General features: G+C 34.9%; 11 protein-coding genes. 5 read left to right on the forward strand and 6 right to left on the reverse strand.

Annotated features, from left to right (window positions below):
* Positions 1–11: 11 nt before the first annotated feature.
* From D7004_RS14720 to D7004_RS14735, 4 genes are all read right to left on the reverse strand, one after another.
* On the reverse strand, positions 12–1,271 hold the full coding sequence (locus D7004_RS14720; protein ID WP_244214350.1) for an ABC transporter substrate-binding protein: 1,260 nt from the start codon (positions 1,269–1,271) through the stop codon (positions 12–14).
* Positions 1,272–1,313: 42 nt separating this feature from the next.
* Positions 1,314–2,846, reverse strand: a complete 1,533-nt coding sequence (gene guaA / locus D7004_RS14725; RefSeq protein ID WP_123206606.1) for a glutamine-hydrolyzing GMP synthase — start codon at positions 2,844–2,846, stop codon at positions 1,314–1,316.
* A 62-nt stretch (positions 2,847–2,908) separates the two neighbouring features.
* Entirely contained in the window at positions 2,909–3,367 is a 459-nt protein-coding gene (locus D7004_RS14730; protein WP_123206607.1) for a deoxycytidylate deaminase, read from the reverse strand.
* A 61-nt stretch (positions 3,368–3,428) separates the two neighbouring features.
* A complete protein-coding gene (locus D7004_RS14735; RefSeq protein ID WP_123206608.1) occupies positions 3,429–5,036 on the reverse strand; it encodes an MFS transporter in 1,608 nt (535 codons plus the stop codon).
* Positions 5,037–5,187: 151 nt separating this feature from the next.
* Here D7004_RS14735 and D7004_RS14740 point away from each other — a divergent pair, with 151 nt between their 5' ends.
* Positions 5,188–5,814 (forward strand): LysE family translocator, encoded by a 627-nt coding sequence (locus tag D7004_RS14740; RefSeq protein WP_123206609.1) that lies wholly within the window; start codon positions 5,188–5,190, stop codon positions 5,812–5,814.
* Here D7004_RS14740 and D7004_RS14745 read toward each other — a convergent pair whose 3' ends face one another.
* Both D7004_RS14745 and D7004_RS14750 read right to left on the reverse strand, forming a co-directional pair.
* Entirely contained in the window at positions 5,815–6,369 is a 555-nt protein-coding gene (locus tag D7004_RS14745; protein ID WP_148042814.1) for a hypothetical protein, read from the reverse strand. It lies immediately after the preceding gene.
* A 336-nt stretch (positions 6,370–6,705) separates the two neighbouring features.
* Positions 6,706–8,607, reverse strand: coding sequence for a class II glutamine amidotransferase (locus D7004_RS14750; protein ID WP_123206611.1), 1,902 nt, complete (start codon positions 8,605–8,607; stop codon positions 6,706–6,708).
* A gap of 176 nt (positions 8,608–8,783) precedes the next feature.
* On the opposite strand from D7004_RS14750, the gene D7004_RS14755 reads away from it, so the two are divergent.
* The 4 genes from D7004_RS14755 to D7004_RS14770 are packed head-to-tail and all read left to right on the forward strand — an operon-like array spanning position 8,784 to position 15,677.
* The gene (locus D7004_RS14755; RefSeq protein ID WP_123206612.1) at positions 8,784–11,615 is read left to right on the forward strand and encodes a TonB-dependent receptor; all 2,832 of its coding nucleotides are present in this window, start codon (positions 8,784–8,786) and stop codon (positions 11,613–11,615) included.
* Positions 11,616–11,624: 9 nt separating this feature from the next.
* On the forward strand, positions 11,625–12,941 hold the full coding sequence (locus D7004_RS14760) for a DUF4876 domain-containing protein (RefSeq protein WP_123206613.1): 1,317 nt from the start codon (positions 11,625–11,627) through the stop codon (positions 12,939–12,941).
* A 41-nt stretch (positions 12,942–12,982) separates the two neighbouring features.
* Positions 12,983–14,533 (forward strand): DUF6850 family outer membrane beta-barrel protein, encoded by a 1,551-nt coding sequence (locus tag D7004_RS14765; RefSeq protein WP_123206614.1) that lies wholly within the window; start codon positions 12,983–12,985, stop codon positions 14,531–14,533.
* Between the two features lie 4 nt (positions 14,534–14,537).
* On the forward strand, positions 14,538–15,677 hold the full coding sequence (locus D7004_RS14770; protein ID WP_123206615.1) for a cytochrome-c peroxidase: 1,140 nt from the start codon (positions 14,538–14,540) through the stop codon (positions 15,675–15,677).
* Positions 15,678–16,005: the final 328 nt, after the last annotated feature.

Here is a 16,005-nt window from a genome sequence, read left to right on the forward strand (position 1 = left end):
AATAATAAATTTTACTCAATAACATTTAAAGCAAAATTTCGATAGCGTAAAAGCATTAAACTTGTATTAACGTAACCATGTTGCTCATCAAACACAAATGTAAACGAATTATGAAGCCCTTTGTACTGCTCTTTGGTGAGATAACTTAAATAGTCCTCACCATAAGTGGCCAGAAGTTTACCAAAATAATAACCTTCATCAAATCCTTTAAATGCGTATTCACCTGGTTCAAAGCCGTATTTTTTTCTATATTTTTTAATAAAATTGATAACATTTATATTTTTGTAATCAACTTTGTAAGAAGAAGTTATAACTGTATTTAATGCTTGCAACTTATCTGTTGGATAATTTTGTTTAGACCAAATTGGATGTCCAAATAAATTTATAGCATAACCGCCTGTTGGCAAATTTTTGAGCTTGAATAACTTATCTATTGTCGGCGATACAAAAGCTCTGTCTGACGATGTTACAACAACAACATACTGCTTACCCTTTATCATTTTTGTTTCGAAAGTGAAAACCGATGCATACTCCTGAACAACAAATTTATTTGAACTTTGCGATTGGAAATAGTTTCTCAATGGCGAAGCGAATTGCTCGTCATCAGTCTTTTTTGGGTTAATAATTACGATGATAGTATTTGAAGGACTAAAATTCTTATCGATGTAGGAACCAATTTTTTTTGCATGTAAATCAATATTACTTACAATAGAAATTAGATTTGGGTTGTTAAAGTCTGATGGTCGAGAAGCAGCTAATGGTGAAACAACAGGCACATTATTCAGTTTTGAATAGTTGGTTATATATTTAATGCCGTTTGGAAACACAGGACCTACAACTAAATTGCTCTTTCTAAAACTATCATTATTATAAATATCGCCTATTCGCGAATTTTCATCCTGCGTATCAAAAACATTAAGTTTAAAGTTTAAACCAGAAGCAGCAACAGAATCTAAACCGAGTTTAAATCCCTGGTAAAAATCAATCGGCATGGCATATTTTTCAACATCTGCCTTGCTCATAAATTTTAAATTTGCTTCATTAAGTTTAAAAGGAACTAGAAGCGAAATATTTGCCTGAGAAAACCGCTTAATCGCCTTCTTTTCGATTGGCTTTTCTTTAACCTCTGGCTTTGGAGTTGATTTATTAGTTGTTACAATCTTAGGAGAACACGCTACCAAAACCAAACTAATATAAACTAAAATCCAATATTCCTTTTTTATAATCATCTTTTCGTTTCTAACCAAAAATGCTGGTAAATGTTTTTTCACCAGCATAAATCTATAGGATAAATTAATAAGCCAATGTGAATATTATTCCCACTCTATAGTTGCAGGTGGTTTCGAGCTAATATCGTAAACCACTCTGTTTATTCCTTTAACTTTATTTATTATTTCGTTTGATATTTTTGCTAAAACCGGATAAGGCAAATGGCACCAATCTGCAGTCATACCATCAACAGATTCTACTGCACGTAAGCAAATTACATTTTCGTAGGTACGTTCATCGCCCATAACTCCAACAGATTGAACTGGTAAAAATATTGCTCCGGCTTGCCAAACTTTATCATATAAGCCTGCGGCTTTTAATTCATTGATGTAAATAGAATCTGCATGTTGCAAAATTTCAACTTTCTCTGCTGTTACATCTCCTAGAATACGAATTGCCAAACCTGGTCCGGGGAACGGGTGGCGACCTAAAATAACATCATCAATGCCTAAAGCTTTACCTACTCTCCTCACCTCATCTTTAAATAAAGTTTTCAATGGTTCAACAACTTTCAATTTCATAAAATCTGGCAAACCGCCAACATTATGGTGAGATTTGATGGTTGCTGAAGGACCGTTAACCGAGATAGATTCGATAACATCTGGATAAATTGTACCCTGACCTAACCAGTTTACACCTGTAACTTCGTGGGCGGCATCATCAAATACTTCGATAAAAACACGACCAATAGCTTTTCTTTTCAATTCGGGATCTTTCAGGCCGGCAAGTTGACTTAAAAAGCGATCTTTTGCATCAATCCCTTTAATGTTTAAGCCCATGTGTTTGTATTGCTCCAATACTTGCTCGTATTCATCTTTACGTAAAAGCCCGTTATCAACAAAAATACAATGCAAATTTGTGCCAATAGCTTGGTGTAATAAAACAGCAGCTACGCTACTATCAACACCACCAGATAAACCTAAAACAACCTTATCATTGCCCAATGTTTCTTTCAATTCGGCAATTGTGGTATCAATAAATGCTGCAGAAGTCCAATCCTGATTGCAACCGCAGATATCTACCAAAAAGTTATGCAATAGCAATTTGCCATCGGTACTATGCGTTACTTCAGGGTGGAATTGAATGGCATAAGTATCAGAATTGCTAATATGGTATGCAGCAACCTTTACGCTTTCTGTGCTAGCAATTAATTCAGCACCTTCTGGCATTTGAGTTATGGTGTCGCCGTGGCTCATCCAAACCTGAGAATCAATATTTATACCCTTAAATAATTTATTTTCCTGATTTACGAAATTGAGATTTGCACGACCATATTCGCGAGTTGAAGAAGCCTGAACTTCGCCACCAGATTTTTGAGCAATGTATTGGGCACCGTAGCAAACGGCTAATAAAGGAAGTTTTAAGTGATAGTTGGATAAATCTACCTGAGGTGCATCATCCTGACGAACAGAATATGGACTACCAGAAAAGATAACTCCCTTTACATCATTGGTATTTATTTCAGGAAGATTATTGAATGGATATATTTCACAGTAAATATTTAGTTCGCGAACCCTACGGGCTATTAGTTGAGTAAATTGCGAACCAAAATCGACGATAATGATTTTTTCTTGCATCCGCAAAGATAGATAAAGAATGGGAATTGTTAAATTGTTTTATTGCTTAATTCTAATCATCCTTAAGATTCCATCAACTTCACTTCAACACCAAACTTTCTTAAAAAATCTACACCTTCATCGCTTGGTAAACCTTTGTAGGCAGCATAAGATTTTGAATAGTAAACGAGTTTAATTCCCGATGAGAGAATTAATCTTGCACATGCGATACAAGGAGATAACGTGGTGTACAAGGTGCATCCTTCTATCTTTGAACCATTTTTTGATGCATAAAGTATTGCGTTTTCTTCTGCATGCAGCGCTAAAGAGCAACTTCCTTTGCTATCGCGGGCGCAGCCTGTATCGGGCCACTCTTCATCACAATTGTGGGTTCCAGCTGGCGGACCATTGTAACCGATTGAAATGATTCGGGTATCTTTAGTTAAAACGGCACCAACATGAGCACGTACACAGTGAGAACGTGTGGCCAGTTCTGTAGCCAAATTCATGAAAATGCTATCGAAGCTTGGTTTATCAGTCATTTATTAATTAAAAAAGCCACAGAAAATAATTTCTGTGGCATTAAAATAAGTTTATTAAATTTTAGTGTCCGCCTTCAGCAGCAATACTTTCTACATCAATACCTTGCTTTTTCAATTCGCCACTTACTTTCCAAGCGAAAAATATTAAGTAAGCAAAACCAATCACAGGAATAATATATGAATTGTGAATTCCGGCACTATCAGCAAGTTCACCTTGAATTGGAGGAATAATTGAACCACCTAAAATCATCATAATTAAGAATGATGAGCCTTGGGCAGTGTATTTTCCTAAACCAGTAATGGCCAAAGAAAATATAGACGGCCACATAATTGAACAACATAAACCACCACTTACAAAAGCAAAAATAGCTACATGACCAGTTGTAAATAATCCAATTGTAATTGCTACTGCACCTAAAGTACCAAAAATTGCAAGCGTTTTAGCAGGCTTTTCTTGTCCGATGAAAACTGCAACAACCATTATAGCAATACAAACTGCATAAACATACAGGTTACCAACATCGGTACCGGTTGCATGGTTAACAATTAAAATTATACCAAAAGCAACGAAAGGAACAATAACCGTTAATACATTTTTAGTTATTTTAGTAAGGTTGAAGGCACTTACTGCTCCAGCCCAACGTCCAATCATCATACTACCCCAGTATAAAGATATGTATGGTTTAATTTCAGCATCTGCCAAACCACCAAAATCAGGAAGTTTTAATAATGCACCTAAATTACTTTGAATCGTAACCTCTGTACCTACGTACATGAAGATTGCCAGCATCCCTAATACCAATTGAGGATATTGCATTGCTCCCCAACTTGCTGAATTTTCCTTTTTAGCTAGATAGCCATAAAGCAAGGCACCTAAAATAATTGCGAACGATGAATAAACAAATATAGAACCGCTTATTCCGGTTAAATTAGCTAGCGGACCAGCAGCTGCAACCATTAAAAATCCGATTATCATTACAACTAATGGCCCAGTTGGTTTACTACTTGCTTCTATTTTTTCTGTGCTTGTTACATCTGGTAGTTTTGATACCGCAAAGAATATAGCAACCGCTACAAACAAGCCAGCAAGAATGTAATATAAATTATTGATGGATGAGATTTCTACCACTTTTGCTACGGCATCATTAGCGGTTCCAAAAAGTACAACACTAACAATTACTGGCCCCATTAAACCGCCAAAGTTATTAATACCACCAGCTAAGTTTAATCTATGTGCACCACTTTCGGGCTCACCCAATGCAACAACAAATGGATTTGCAGCGGTTTGTTGTAAGGAGAAACCCAATGCAATAACAAAAAATGCAAATAGAATAAATAGAAATGAACCTGAGTGAACTGCAGGAATCATTAACAATGCACCTGCGGCCGAAATGATTAATCCGACGATGATACCCTTTTTGTAACCGATTTTATTCAGAATATCAACCTTGGTAGCCTGAGAAGCAAAATACAAGATTAATGAACCGATGAAATAACCTCCATAAAAGGTAAAATCGATTAATTGAGATTCAAATTGTGTTAATTTGAAGTGCGTTTTACAAAAGGGAATGAAGATACCGTTTGAAGCGGCAACAAACCCCCAAAAAAAGAATACAGTTATAATCGTGTATAGCGCTGTACCATAATTTTTTGTTGTTTCTTTTGACATTTTATATGTGTTATGCTTTAAGTTTTTATGGGGTTAAACATAAATAAAATAAAATTAAAAACATCAATTTTATGCAACCCGTGCAACAAAAATAAAGTTGATATGTTTAGCTTTAAATCGCATATTCGCATATTCATAAATAACACAATGCATGTTTGAAGCCATATTGTTAGGTATAGGGGCAGGGATTATTTCATCGTTTTTAACAGGGCCGGTATTTTTTGCAATGATAAAAACCAGTATAGAGAAAGGCTTTAAAGCGGGTTTTTCTTTAGCGGTTGGTGTAATTATTAGTGATGTAATTTTAATCGCTTTAGTTCTTTTTGGCAGTCAGTTTTTCGACTATAAAGCAGATTTTGATAAATACGTAGGCGTAGTTGGCGGCATATTCTTACTCGCGGTTGGAATATATTATTTAGTATCTAAAATTACCGTTCATTATGATAGTTCAACCCTACAAAAGGTGAGTAAAAGAGGGTACGTAATCAAAGGATTTTTGATGTGCATCCTCACACCATCAACATTAATGTTTTGGATAATTGTAAGTGGAATAATTTCCGTTAAGCTTAATAATATGCTTAACGAAAAATTAGTCTGTTTTTTTATTGCTATGGCCACCCAATTAGCTATTGATGGGGGCAAAAGTTTCTATTCTAGTAAGTTACGATATAAAATTAAAGAAGATTCTTTAAGAAAATTAAACAAGATTGCAGGTGTTGTAATTATCATTTTTGCCATCTGGCTAATTGTAAAAACCTACTTTAAATTTTATGCCTAGTTACTTTACAACCTGATCTACATCGTAAATATCTACATAATCTAAAACCTTGCCACCAGAACAATTTTCCATATTCTGTAAGCGATAATAATTTCTGTCGCCCTTTTTAGCAAAAATTTGTGTTCCTGTTTTCTCACACGGTTTACCACCATTGTTATCTTTAATATAGGTAATAATTGTTCCCTCAAATGAAAGCTGATTGGCATCTAATCTTTTGATTTTTCCATCTAATCTTAAAAATTCGTTATTGGCATTGGTTTGTTCTCCTTTAATTGAAAACCAACCATCACTTTGTTTTTTAAGCTGAGCTGACCCTTGTTTTTCAAAACTTATCCACTGCAAGGAAATTGGGATAGTTTTAATTACATCAATTTTAAATTTAGGGATTTTGCTTTTGATATCATCCTTTACGCGTTTAAGGCTATCGCCAACTTGGTCAACCTTTGCTACTAAACTATCGCTCGTGTCATCAATTACAGAATCGACCTTCTTTTGGTTATTCTCTGAACATCCAAAACCTAAACAAATTACCAGTGCTATTAAAATCTTTTTCATATTCTTAAAATTTATGATTTCATTAACGTTTAGCGGCGCAAATGGTTTTTGCAACATATCGAAATCATTTCTGAAGTCTGCAAATTTATGGACAAAAAAATAGCCCGCATAAAATGCGAGCTACCTTCAAATACGGTATATGTTAAATCAATAACCAGATTTCTGTTAAACTTAATATTTTACTGTTTTATCGCCGTAATGCTTTTCCAACACGTCTTGCTGAATTTATTTCAGCATCTTTCCTGCAAAAAAGACCCTGAAATGAATTCAGGGTGACGTTAACTATTAAAAAAGCAGCTTTAATTGGGTGAAGGAAAATTAATAATCGAAATGGAATTAATATGCTCTTTGATTATTTCCTTCTTTCCAGTTAACAAAAGCTTTATTTACCACTTTGTTACCGCCTGGCGTAGGGTAATTTCCTGAGAAATACCAGTCGCCTTTATTTTTAGGACAAGCACTATGTAAATTTTCTAAACTTTGATAAATAACTTCAACCGCTGCAACTGTTCCTTTTGGAGTAATAATTTGAGCAATTTTAGCAGAAATTTCTTCGGGAGTAAATGGTTTGTAAATCTCTTTTACATGATTTACAATTTGCTCTTTAGGTAAAAACAATGAAGCCTTGCATTTAGAATAAACATCTTCAATTACCTGCCACATTCCTCTTTCGGTTAGGAGTTGTATCGCTGCATCAAATGCTACAAATTGCCCCATTCTACTCATATCAATACCATAACAATCCGGGTATCTGATTTGTGGTGCTGAAGAAACGATGATTATTTTTTTAGGATGTAAGCGATCTACAATCTTAATAATACTTTGTTTAAGTGTTGTACCACGAACAATAGAATCATCTAAAGCAACCAATGTATCCTGATGGTTTTTTATAATGCCATAGGTTGTATCATAAACATGAGCTACCATTTCGCCACGATCTGCATCCTGCGTAATAAAAGTACGAAGCTTTACATCCTTTACAGCTAGCTTTTCAACTCTAGGTGTCATCGATAGCAATTCATCGAGTTCTGTATCACTCAACTGTTCCTTCTTATTTACCAGTACATCTTTTTGATGGTTACGAACGTATTGATTTACGCCATCAACCATACCAAAAAAGGCTACTTCTGCCGTGTTCGGGATAAAAGAAAACACCGTATTTTTCAAATCGTAATCTACAGCTTTAAGCACCTGATTACAAAGTAAACGCCCCAATTGTTTACGTTCCTGATATATTTCTACATCACTTCCTTTAGAGAAATAAATTCTTTCGAAAGAACAAGAAAGCCTTTCAGTTGGTTCACGAAACTGTTCCATGCTAACTTCACCATTTTTCTTAATGATTAAAGCATGACCAGGATCTATTTCTTTAACGTCTTTATATTGAATGTTGAAAGCAGTTTGTAATGCAGGGCGTTCTGATGCAGCCACAACAATTTCATCATCATAATAGTAATATGCCGGGCGAATTCCTGCCGGATCTCTCATGATGAATGAATCACCGTTACCAACCATTCCACAAATAGAATATCCACCATCCCAGGTTTTGGCCGAGCGACGAAGAATATTTGCGATGTTTAAATTTTCAGCTATTTTTTGAGTTATGGCTACGTTGTCGTGTCCTTCTTTTTTATATTCATCAAAAAGCTCCTGATTTTCATCATCTAAGAAGTGACCAATTTTTTCAAGCACTGTAACAGTATCAGCTTTTTCTTTTGGATGCTGCCCCAATTCGTACAATTGTTCTAATAGCTCATCAACATTTGTCATGTTGAAGTTACCCGCAATAACAAAATTACGTGTCATCCAGTTATTTTGCCTTAAAAAAGGATGGCAATTTTCGATACTATTTTTACCATGTGTACCATAACGCAAATGGCCCATTAACACCTCGCCTATAAAGCTTACGTTGTTTTTGAGCCACTCTGTATCCTGCATTAATTCAGGTGTGTTTTCTTGTATATCTACAAATTTGTTTTGAACATATTCGAAGATATCTGCTACCGCATTGGATGCCATACTCCGATATCGGCTAATATACCTGCTACCAGGCTTCATATCCAACTTAATAGTTGCAATGCCGGCGCCATCCTGGCCTCGGTTATGCTGCTTTTCCATTAAAAGATATAGTTTATTAAGGCCGTAAAGTGCTGTTCCGTACTTTTGCTGGTAGTAAGATAGTGGTTTTAACAGGCGAATAAAAGCGATTCCGCATTCGTGTTTTATCTGATCACTCATTGTGTGGGTTTGAAGCCGCAAAGTTATCCTTTTAAACAATTACAACCTAAACAAAAATGTTTTCTTTTCTAATGATGAGGTTAAACTGACAGAGAAAATTTTTAGGTCTATCAATCTGATTCGACGTCGAAACAAATAGTAAAACTATTTATTATTTATAATTATTCTAAATAATTTTGAAAATTAAATTGAATTTTACACCTTTGGCGATTAATAAGAATCAATCTAAATTGAAGAAACTATACACATCAATATTTTTCGTTTTGTTGAGCTTGGCAAGCATTGCACAAGTAAAGAATGACATTACCGGTCGAGTTGTAGATCCCCAAAACAAACCTTTAGAGCTTGTAAATATTAAAGTTGTTGAGACCAATCAATATGCCATTACGGATAAGAATGGCGTATTTAGAATTAATGGCTCGGAAAGTAACAACAAACTTTCTTTTGAATTCTCATACATTGGTTTTCAAAAATTAAGTTTAACGGTTACCGTTAAGGCTGGTGAAAACAATTTAGGAAACATTAGCCTGAAAGTGCTCGACTTAAGTTTAGAAAACATTGAAATTAATGCCAAAAGAAACTACTCAGGTTCTACCAACTCATCGTTAATCATTACCAGAGATTTAATTGAACAGATACCGGCATTAAGTGTAAACGATTTACTGAACCAAATTCCTAATCGGAAAATTCAGCCGCCTTCTTTGCAAAGCGTTCAAAACTTAACCTTAAGATCAACCTTTGCGCCAACAACTAGTGGTAGAAGTAATTTTGAATTAAACAACTCCTTTGGCGTGGCAATTATTTTGGATGGCAATCCAATTAGCAATAATGCCAACATGCAAAGCCGAAATGTGGGCATTAGTGGAATGGGCGGTTCGGTAATTACTTCAGGAGCCAGTTATGGTTTAAGAGGAAGTGGAAATAAATCTTACAGCGGTGATTATGCTTTCGGTGGAACAGATTTGCGGCAAATACCAGCTGATAATATCGAAAGTATTGAAATCATCTCTGGCGTTGCTCCTGTAAAATATGGAGATTTAACTGATGGTGCCGTAATTATTGAACGCCAAGCGGGAGTTTCCGCTGCAAATATTCGGATGCAACTGAGGGATAATGCCACATCTTATAGCGCCAGTAAGGGATTAAAATTGAGCGATAAACTTGGTGCACTTAATTTGGGTGTAAACTATGTTAACTCGTTTGCAGATAATCGGGACAAATTAAAAGAATACCGACGGGTTAATGCAAATGCCATGTGGACCAACAGTTATGGCAAAAGCAAAGAGCTTAAAAACACATTCAGTTTCGATTATGGCAGAAACCTCGACGGAATTAAACAAGACCCCGATGACCCTAAAAGTACCAAAACAAGATTTGATAGTTGGAATTTAAGTGTAAGCAACCGAACTAGTTATCGATTTAGCAATAAGTTTTTTAAAAATATTGGTTTGAATTTAAATTATGCTGAGGGACATCAGGTAACTTATGATGAGCAGTTAGTAAACGAAGCTTACGTTTTATATTCTGATGCGGTACAGACCGGAATCACTAAAGGTAAATATGATTCGGGTGTGTACACGGCAATTTCCCAAATTGATGGTCGACCGATAAACTTTTCAGCCCGAATGGATTTAAATACAGAGTTTAATACGGGTAACCTGACTCACTATTTATCTTTTGGTGGCAACTATAATTACAGCGCAAACAAAGGTTTAGGACAAGTAGTAGATCCAAACGCACCTAGGAGTGGCGTTAGGGTAACATCAACAACATTTTCATCTAAAAATTCTGAAAGATATTATGATTTTAACCTAGCAAATGCAATTCAAGATGCTGGTTTTTATACCGAAGATATGTTTAAGGCAAAAGTGCTTAACCGGGATTTAAATGTCAGGGCGGGTTTGAGGCTTGATATTCAAAATGGATATGCCTCCTTTGCTCCAAGAACTAATATCAACTACGAATTAAACAAAAATGTTAAAATAGGATTAGCTTATGGATTGGCTTTCAAATCTCCGGGTTTGGCGCAGAGATATCCTGGCCCTACTTTTAGGGAAATCCCCTTACTAAATGCCTATAACGGAAATGTAAACGAAAGTGTTTATTTGCTCTACGTAAACAGGTATGAGCCTAATAATGAAAATCTCAAGGCATCAAAAAGTGAAACCATTGAATTTACTACTCAAATAAAATTAAAGGATTTTAACCTTTCACTTTCCGCGTATAACAAAACCAACAGCAATGGTATAAGTACAGTTCACGATTATCAGGCTTTAACCTTACCTACCTACGCAGCCACATTAACACCGGGGCAACCAGCTACATATACTCAAACAGGCTCAAGAATATATTCATTAGATTATTATAGGTTTGACAATGATTTAAGATCAGAGAACCAAGGTTTTGAAGTGGTTTTGAGCACTCCGGAAATTAAAGAAATTGCAACTTCATTTAACATTAGTGGCGGATTTTCAAGAACAGCGTACAAATCAACTTATCCAACTTTTAGAAATGCTGTTACTTCATTAACAACAAGTACCAACCCTAAATATGCAGTTACTGGCGTTTACGAGCCTAACAATAGAAAAGCATATTTCAGCACAAGTAGAATTACAGCATCTACCCACATCCCTAAAATAAGTTTAATTGTCCAATTTACTGCCGAATTTGATTTATTTAACAAGACAATTGAGGCAGCAAATCAAAACGTACCAATTGCTTACTACACGCTTGATAATAGTTATGTAGTGATAAATAATTTTGATAGAAATGATCCTTTAAATGGTCATTTATATCGTACGCCTGAAGAATTTAGCGTAAATAATTTGCCTAAGATTATATCAAACTACCATTTAAGTATTGCAAAAGAAATCAAAAAAAGATTTAGGTTTTCTTTCAATGTTTATAACGTATTTAATTATCAACCATATTACACCAGTTCTACCGGAACCTTAGTATTTCCTAATACCACTCCCACTTTCGGAGCAGAAATGTCATTAAAACTTTAATTATTTAAAATGAAAAAGTTTACACAATATGTGTTTTGCATCACAATACTTTTATCCTGCAAAAAAATTGGAACTCCAGAACTGCAGCCGATCAACCTGAAAATAAGCACCGTTTATGCATCAACCGAGTTGGGTAAGAAATTATCCTTAAGCAAAGTATTGATTAAAATACTTAATGTAAATACCAACGTAGAAAAGCAATTGATAACAGATGCTAATGGAAATGTTTCATTTCAAGGAATTTCTGCAGGTGTATATGATATTAGTGCAACCATTACCATTCCTGCAGCAACTTACAGCTCCGTAACGGGCGAAATTGTAGACAAAGATGTGATTTTTAATGCATCTGATAAAAACAAAACAATAGGCTTAACCAATAACGAACTTAATATTAAACTCGTTTCTGGAAACATTGGCAACTGGCTAATCAAACAAATTTATTATGCTGGCTCTAACACCACAACTGGTGCGGGCTATAGAGATCAGTTTATTGAAATTTATAACAATACTGATTCTGTTATGTATGCAGATAGCCTATACTTTGCAGAAATAATTGGTCGCCAAAGTTATACAAATACATCTTATTACACTTTACCAAATGGGCAAATGGACTGGAGTAAATCCTTAAATATGCCTTCGAATATAGATGCTAATAACAATTATGTTTACCCAAGGGCACTATTTATGTTGCCGGGAAAAGGTAAAGAACACCCTGTATTACCTGGAGCAAGTATTGTAATTGCACAAACTGCTATTAACCACAAATCACCTTTTACCGGAACGGACGGTAAAACTATAACAGTTCGAGATCCATCTCTAACTATTGACCTAAGTGGGGCTGATTTCGAAGCTTATTATGCTCCATTTTTACCGAGACCACTAACATCAGATATTGATAATCCATCGATACCAAACCTTAATGTTCTAGCTTACAATGGCACAGATATGTTATTTGATAATCCGGGTAGAACAGCTTTTATTATTTTTAAAAGAGATGGAACTGAAGTAAAAGACTATCCGAAATATAATTATCCTACAATTTCTACTCCATCCTCTACTTCAGATAAATTTTACCAAATACCGAATAGTGTAATTATTGATGCCGTAGAAATACAACCAAACACAGCATCGGATCGTGTTCCAAAAAAACTGGGCGCTTCTCTAGATGCCGGCTACACATTTGCTCCAAACGGACAATATAGTTCTCAATCTGTAATTAGAAAAACAGATAGAACTGAAAATGGAAGAAAAATTTTAAAAGATACCAATAACTCAACCGAAGACTTTGATTATTTCAGTCTTGCAAATCCAAGAGGATTTAAATAAAAATCAATAGTCAACTACTGCAATACTATTTAATCAATAAAATGAAGAAACTAAGTTTATTAATCATATTTCAATGCTTATGCCTTTTTTGCTATAGTCAAAGCAATAACGAAAATGCAAATCAAAGCTTATCAAACAAGGTTTTTAATGCAGATTCTGTTTCAAAAAACGCATTCGAATTTGCCAAGCTGAGCCCATTTAACATACGTAAACTTATACCCTTGCAGTACAGCAATATCAGCGTAGGCTTTAATTATGATAAAGGAGAATTAATGGAAGCACAAAACGCAGGAAAAATTAAAAACACTTACATAAAAACCGAAGGCAGCACACAATTGGGTTCAATTTTTTTATACGGACTCTTTAGTTATCACAAAACTTTTGAAGATAGCACCATGTACAATCATCAAACCAGAAATAATGTATCAACGCCATATTATTTTGGTTCGCCAATTAATGTAAGTTATGAACGGGCAGTATATAATCTATCTGCATTAGCAGAAAAAAATCTTCTTGATAAAAATCTCCCCATTGGTTTGGGTGCCGATTATCGAATTGGAAATCACTTCTCAACCAATGATCCAAGAGGTTCTGTATCAGATTTTCAATTTAATCTTATCGGAACATTAGGTTATACATTTTTTAACCGCTTAAAAATAGGCACCGCATATCGATATGGCTATGGTCAAGAGCGTTTCAGTGTAGATTATAAAAATAATAGCTATTCTCAAATTGTTTTGTTACCAGCTTATAATAATTACTTGATAAATGGTTATGGAGAAGCCTATATTAAAAATTTAGAACGAGATTACAACAATGATGAAATCAGAAATGGTTTCGATGCGTACATTAATTTTGAATCTGGAAATTTCGGAAATTTGTATTTTTTATATTCACACATCGCTGAAAACCAAAACTATTTGAGGTCGAATTCGTCTGGGCGATTTAATTTTAACCGATATCATCTGGATAAAAATTCATTCAATCTATTATGGTTAAAGAATTTCAGAAATAAAAAACTATCTATTAATCTTAATTATAACAATTCAAAAGGAAAGGATCTAAATTACATTTACCTGGCTAACAATTATCTATATAATACAGAACAAATTGGTTTACGAAATATTTTAACTATGCAAAAAAACGCAACTCGTTTTAACTATACGTTAGCTGTTAACAAAAGCGGAGAACAAAGAAAAGATGGATTAACGGGTAATGATGTAGAATACAATAAATTAGATCTCGTGGGGGGAATGGGATTTAATAAGACGTTTGCCAAAGAAAAAAACTGGGGTATAGATATAAATGCGATTTATTCACTACCTCTAAACAGCAGTATAAACGTTCCTGAAATAAATGTTGGCCAGTTTACACAGCGAGTAATTTATTATGATTACATGTTCAACACATCTACAAAAATTGGTGGCAATCTAAGTGCCGATTATAGCTTTCCTGCTTTTAATCAAATACAAGCTGGTATTAAAGTTGGATTAACCTATTTGGAACGCATAAAAATGCCAGATACCAATTATATTTATCTACCCGGCAAAGATCGCTTTTCTTCAAACATCAGCTTAAATCTATACTTTTAAATCAATGAATAAAGTTTTTGCCTCTCTTGTTTTAATCCTCGGCGGATTAATTTTCTTTTCCTTTCAATCAACAGAGTTTAGCAATGATGAAGAGTTAAGCATCGATAGCCTGCGTAAAGTTTACGCTAAACCCACAGCTGAGTGGCCTAAACCCAATGTGGATAAAGGAGCTGTTTTTACAGAACTTGGTGAACTGCCTCCATCACCATTAGACCTAAAAAATGATTCGATAAAAAAAGTTGTAGAGCTAGGCAAAATATTATTTTTCGATCCACGGTTGTCGGGTTCTAATCAAATTTCTTGTTCGAGTTGCCATGCGCCGGATTTACACTGGACAGACGGGCGACAAGTTTCTATCGGCCATGATCATTTAGCCAACATCCGCAATGCGCCAACTTTAGAAAATGTGTGGTTTTACAAAAAATTATTCTGGGATGGAAGAGCAAATAGTTTGGAAGAGCAAGGCGAAAGTCCGATTGCGGCACACAATGAAATGCATCAGGATATGAAAGTTTTAGGCAAGAAATTAAGTAAAATAAAAGGTTACAAACCTTATTTCATTGATGCATTTGGTTCGGCACAGGTTACAAATAAGAGAATTTTTGAAAGCTTGGCTACCTTTCAAAGAAGCATTGTAAGCAGAAGAACATCTTTCGATAGGTTTTTGGCAAAAGATAAGAAAGCACTTAGCGACCAGCAGCTAATGGGTTTGCATTTATTTAGAACAAAAGCCAGATGCATTAATTGCCACAACGGACCGCTATTTACAGATAATGAATTTCATAACGACGGATTAACCTATTATGGTAGGAAGTACGAAGATTTAGGTTTATACAACGTGACTAAAAAACCTGAAGATGTAGGTAAATTCAAAACCCCTGGCTTAAGAAATGTGATGAAAACTGCACCTTGGTTTCACAATGGTTTGTTTCCGGATATGGATGGCGTATTAAATATGTACAATGTTGGGATGCCAAATCAGCGTGTTAAACCTGAACAGGCAAACGACGCATTGCTTCCAAAAAATGATAAACTCTTGCGTGGTTTAAAATTAAGCAATGCTGAAAAAGATGCAGTTGTTTCTTTTCTTGATGCATTAAGTTCGCCTACTGTTTTAGTTCGTGTAGAGCAACTGCCAAAATAAATCAATGGAGGAATTTACTCTAAAAGGCCACTTTAATAACCTGAGTTCGATTCTTAAGCTTAATTTTTTGCTGTTTTATTGCTGTATTGCTTGTATAACACGTCTTGTTGAATTTATTTCAGCATCTTTCCTGCAAAAAAGGAGGCTATATCATAAATACGAAATGTCAATCCTGAGCCTGTCGAAGGAATCATAAAAACTACCTTTTGTGGCGTTTCGATGCTTCGACAAGCTCAGCACAGGCTTAGCTCAACGTAACAAGACTCAATGAAAATTGATTTATGATACATCCTCGACGCAAACTAAAAAAGCAGCATATTAATAATGT

It is taken from the genome of Pedobacter jejuensis (assembly GCF_003725795.1).
Lineage (GTDB): Bacteria > Bacteroidota > Bacteroidia > Sphingobacteriales > Sphingobacteriaceae > Pedobacter > Pedobacter jejuensis.

Excerpts from the sequence above, each read along its gene's own strand:
- D7004_RS14770 (WP_123206615.1), top strand. The coding sequence starts at position 14,538 with ATGAATAAAGTTTTTGCCTCTCTTGTTTTAATCCTCGGCGGATTAATT.
- D7004_RS14750 (WP_123206611.1), bottom strand. The coding sequence starts at position 8,607 with ATGAGTGATCAGATAAAACACGAATGCGGAATCGCTTTTATTCGCCTG.
- D7004_RS14765 (WP_123206614.1), top strand. The coding sequence starts at position 12,983 with ATGAAGAAACTAAGTTTATTAATCATATTTCAATGCTTATGCCTTTTT.
- D7004_RS14735 (WP_123206608.1), bottom strand. The coding sequence starts at position 5,036 with ATGTCAAAAGAAACAACAAAAAATTATGGTACAGCGCTATACACGATT.
- D7004_RS14740 (WP_123206609.1), top strand. The coding sequence starts at position 5,188 with ATGTTTGAAGCCATATTGTTAGGTATAGGGGCAGGGATTATTTCATCG.
- D7004_RS14730 (WP_123206607.1), bottom strand. The coding sequence starts at position 3,367 with ATGACTGATAAACCAAGCTTCGATAGCATTTTCATGAATTTGGCTACA.
- guaA (WP_123206606.1), bottom strand. The coding sequence starts at position 2,846 with ATGCAAGAAAAAATCATTATCGTCGATTTTGGTTCGCAATTTACTCAA.
- D7004_RS14760 (WP_123206613.1), top strand. The coding sequence starts at position 11,625 with ATGAAAAAGTTTACACAATATGTGTTTTGCATCACAATACTTTTATCC.
- D7004_RS14745 (WP_148042814.1), bottom strand. The coding sequence starts at position 6,369 with ATGAAAAAGATTTTAATAGCACTGGTAATTTGTTTAGGTTTTGGATGT.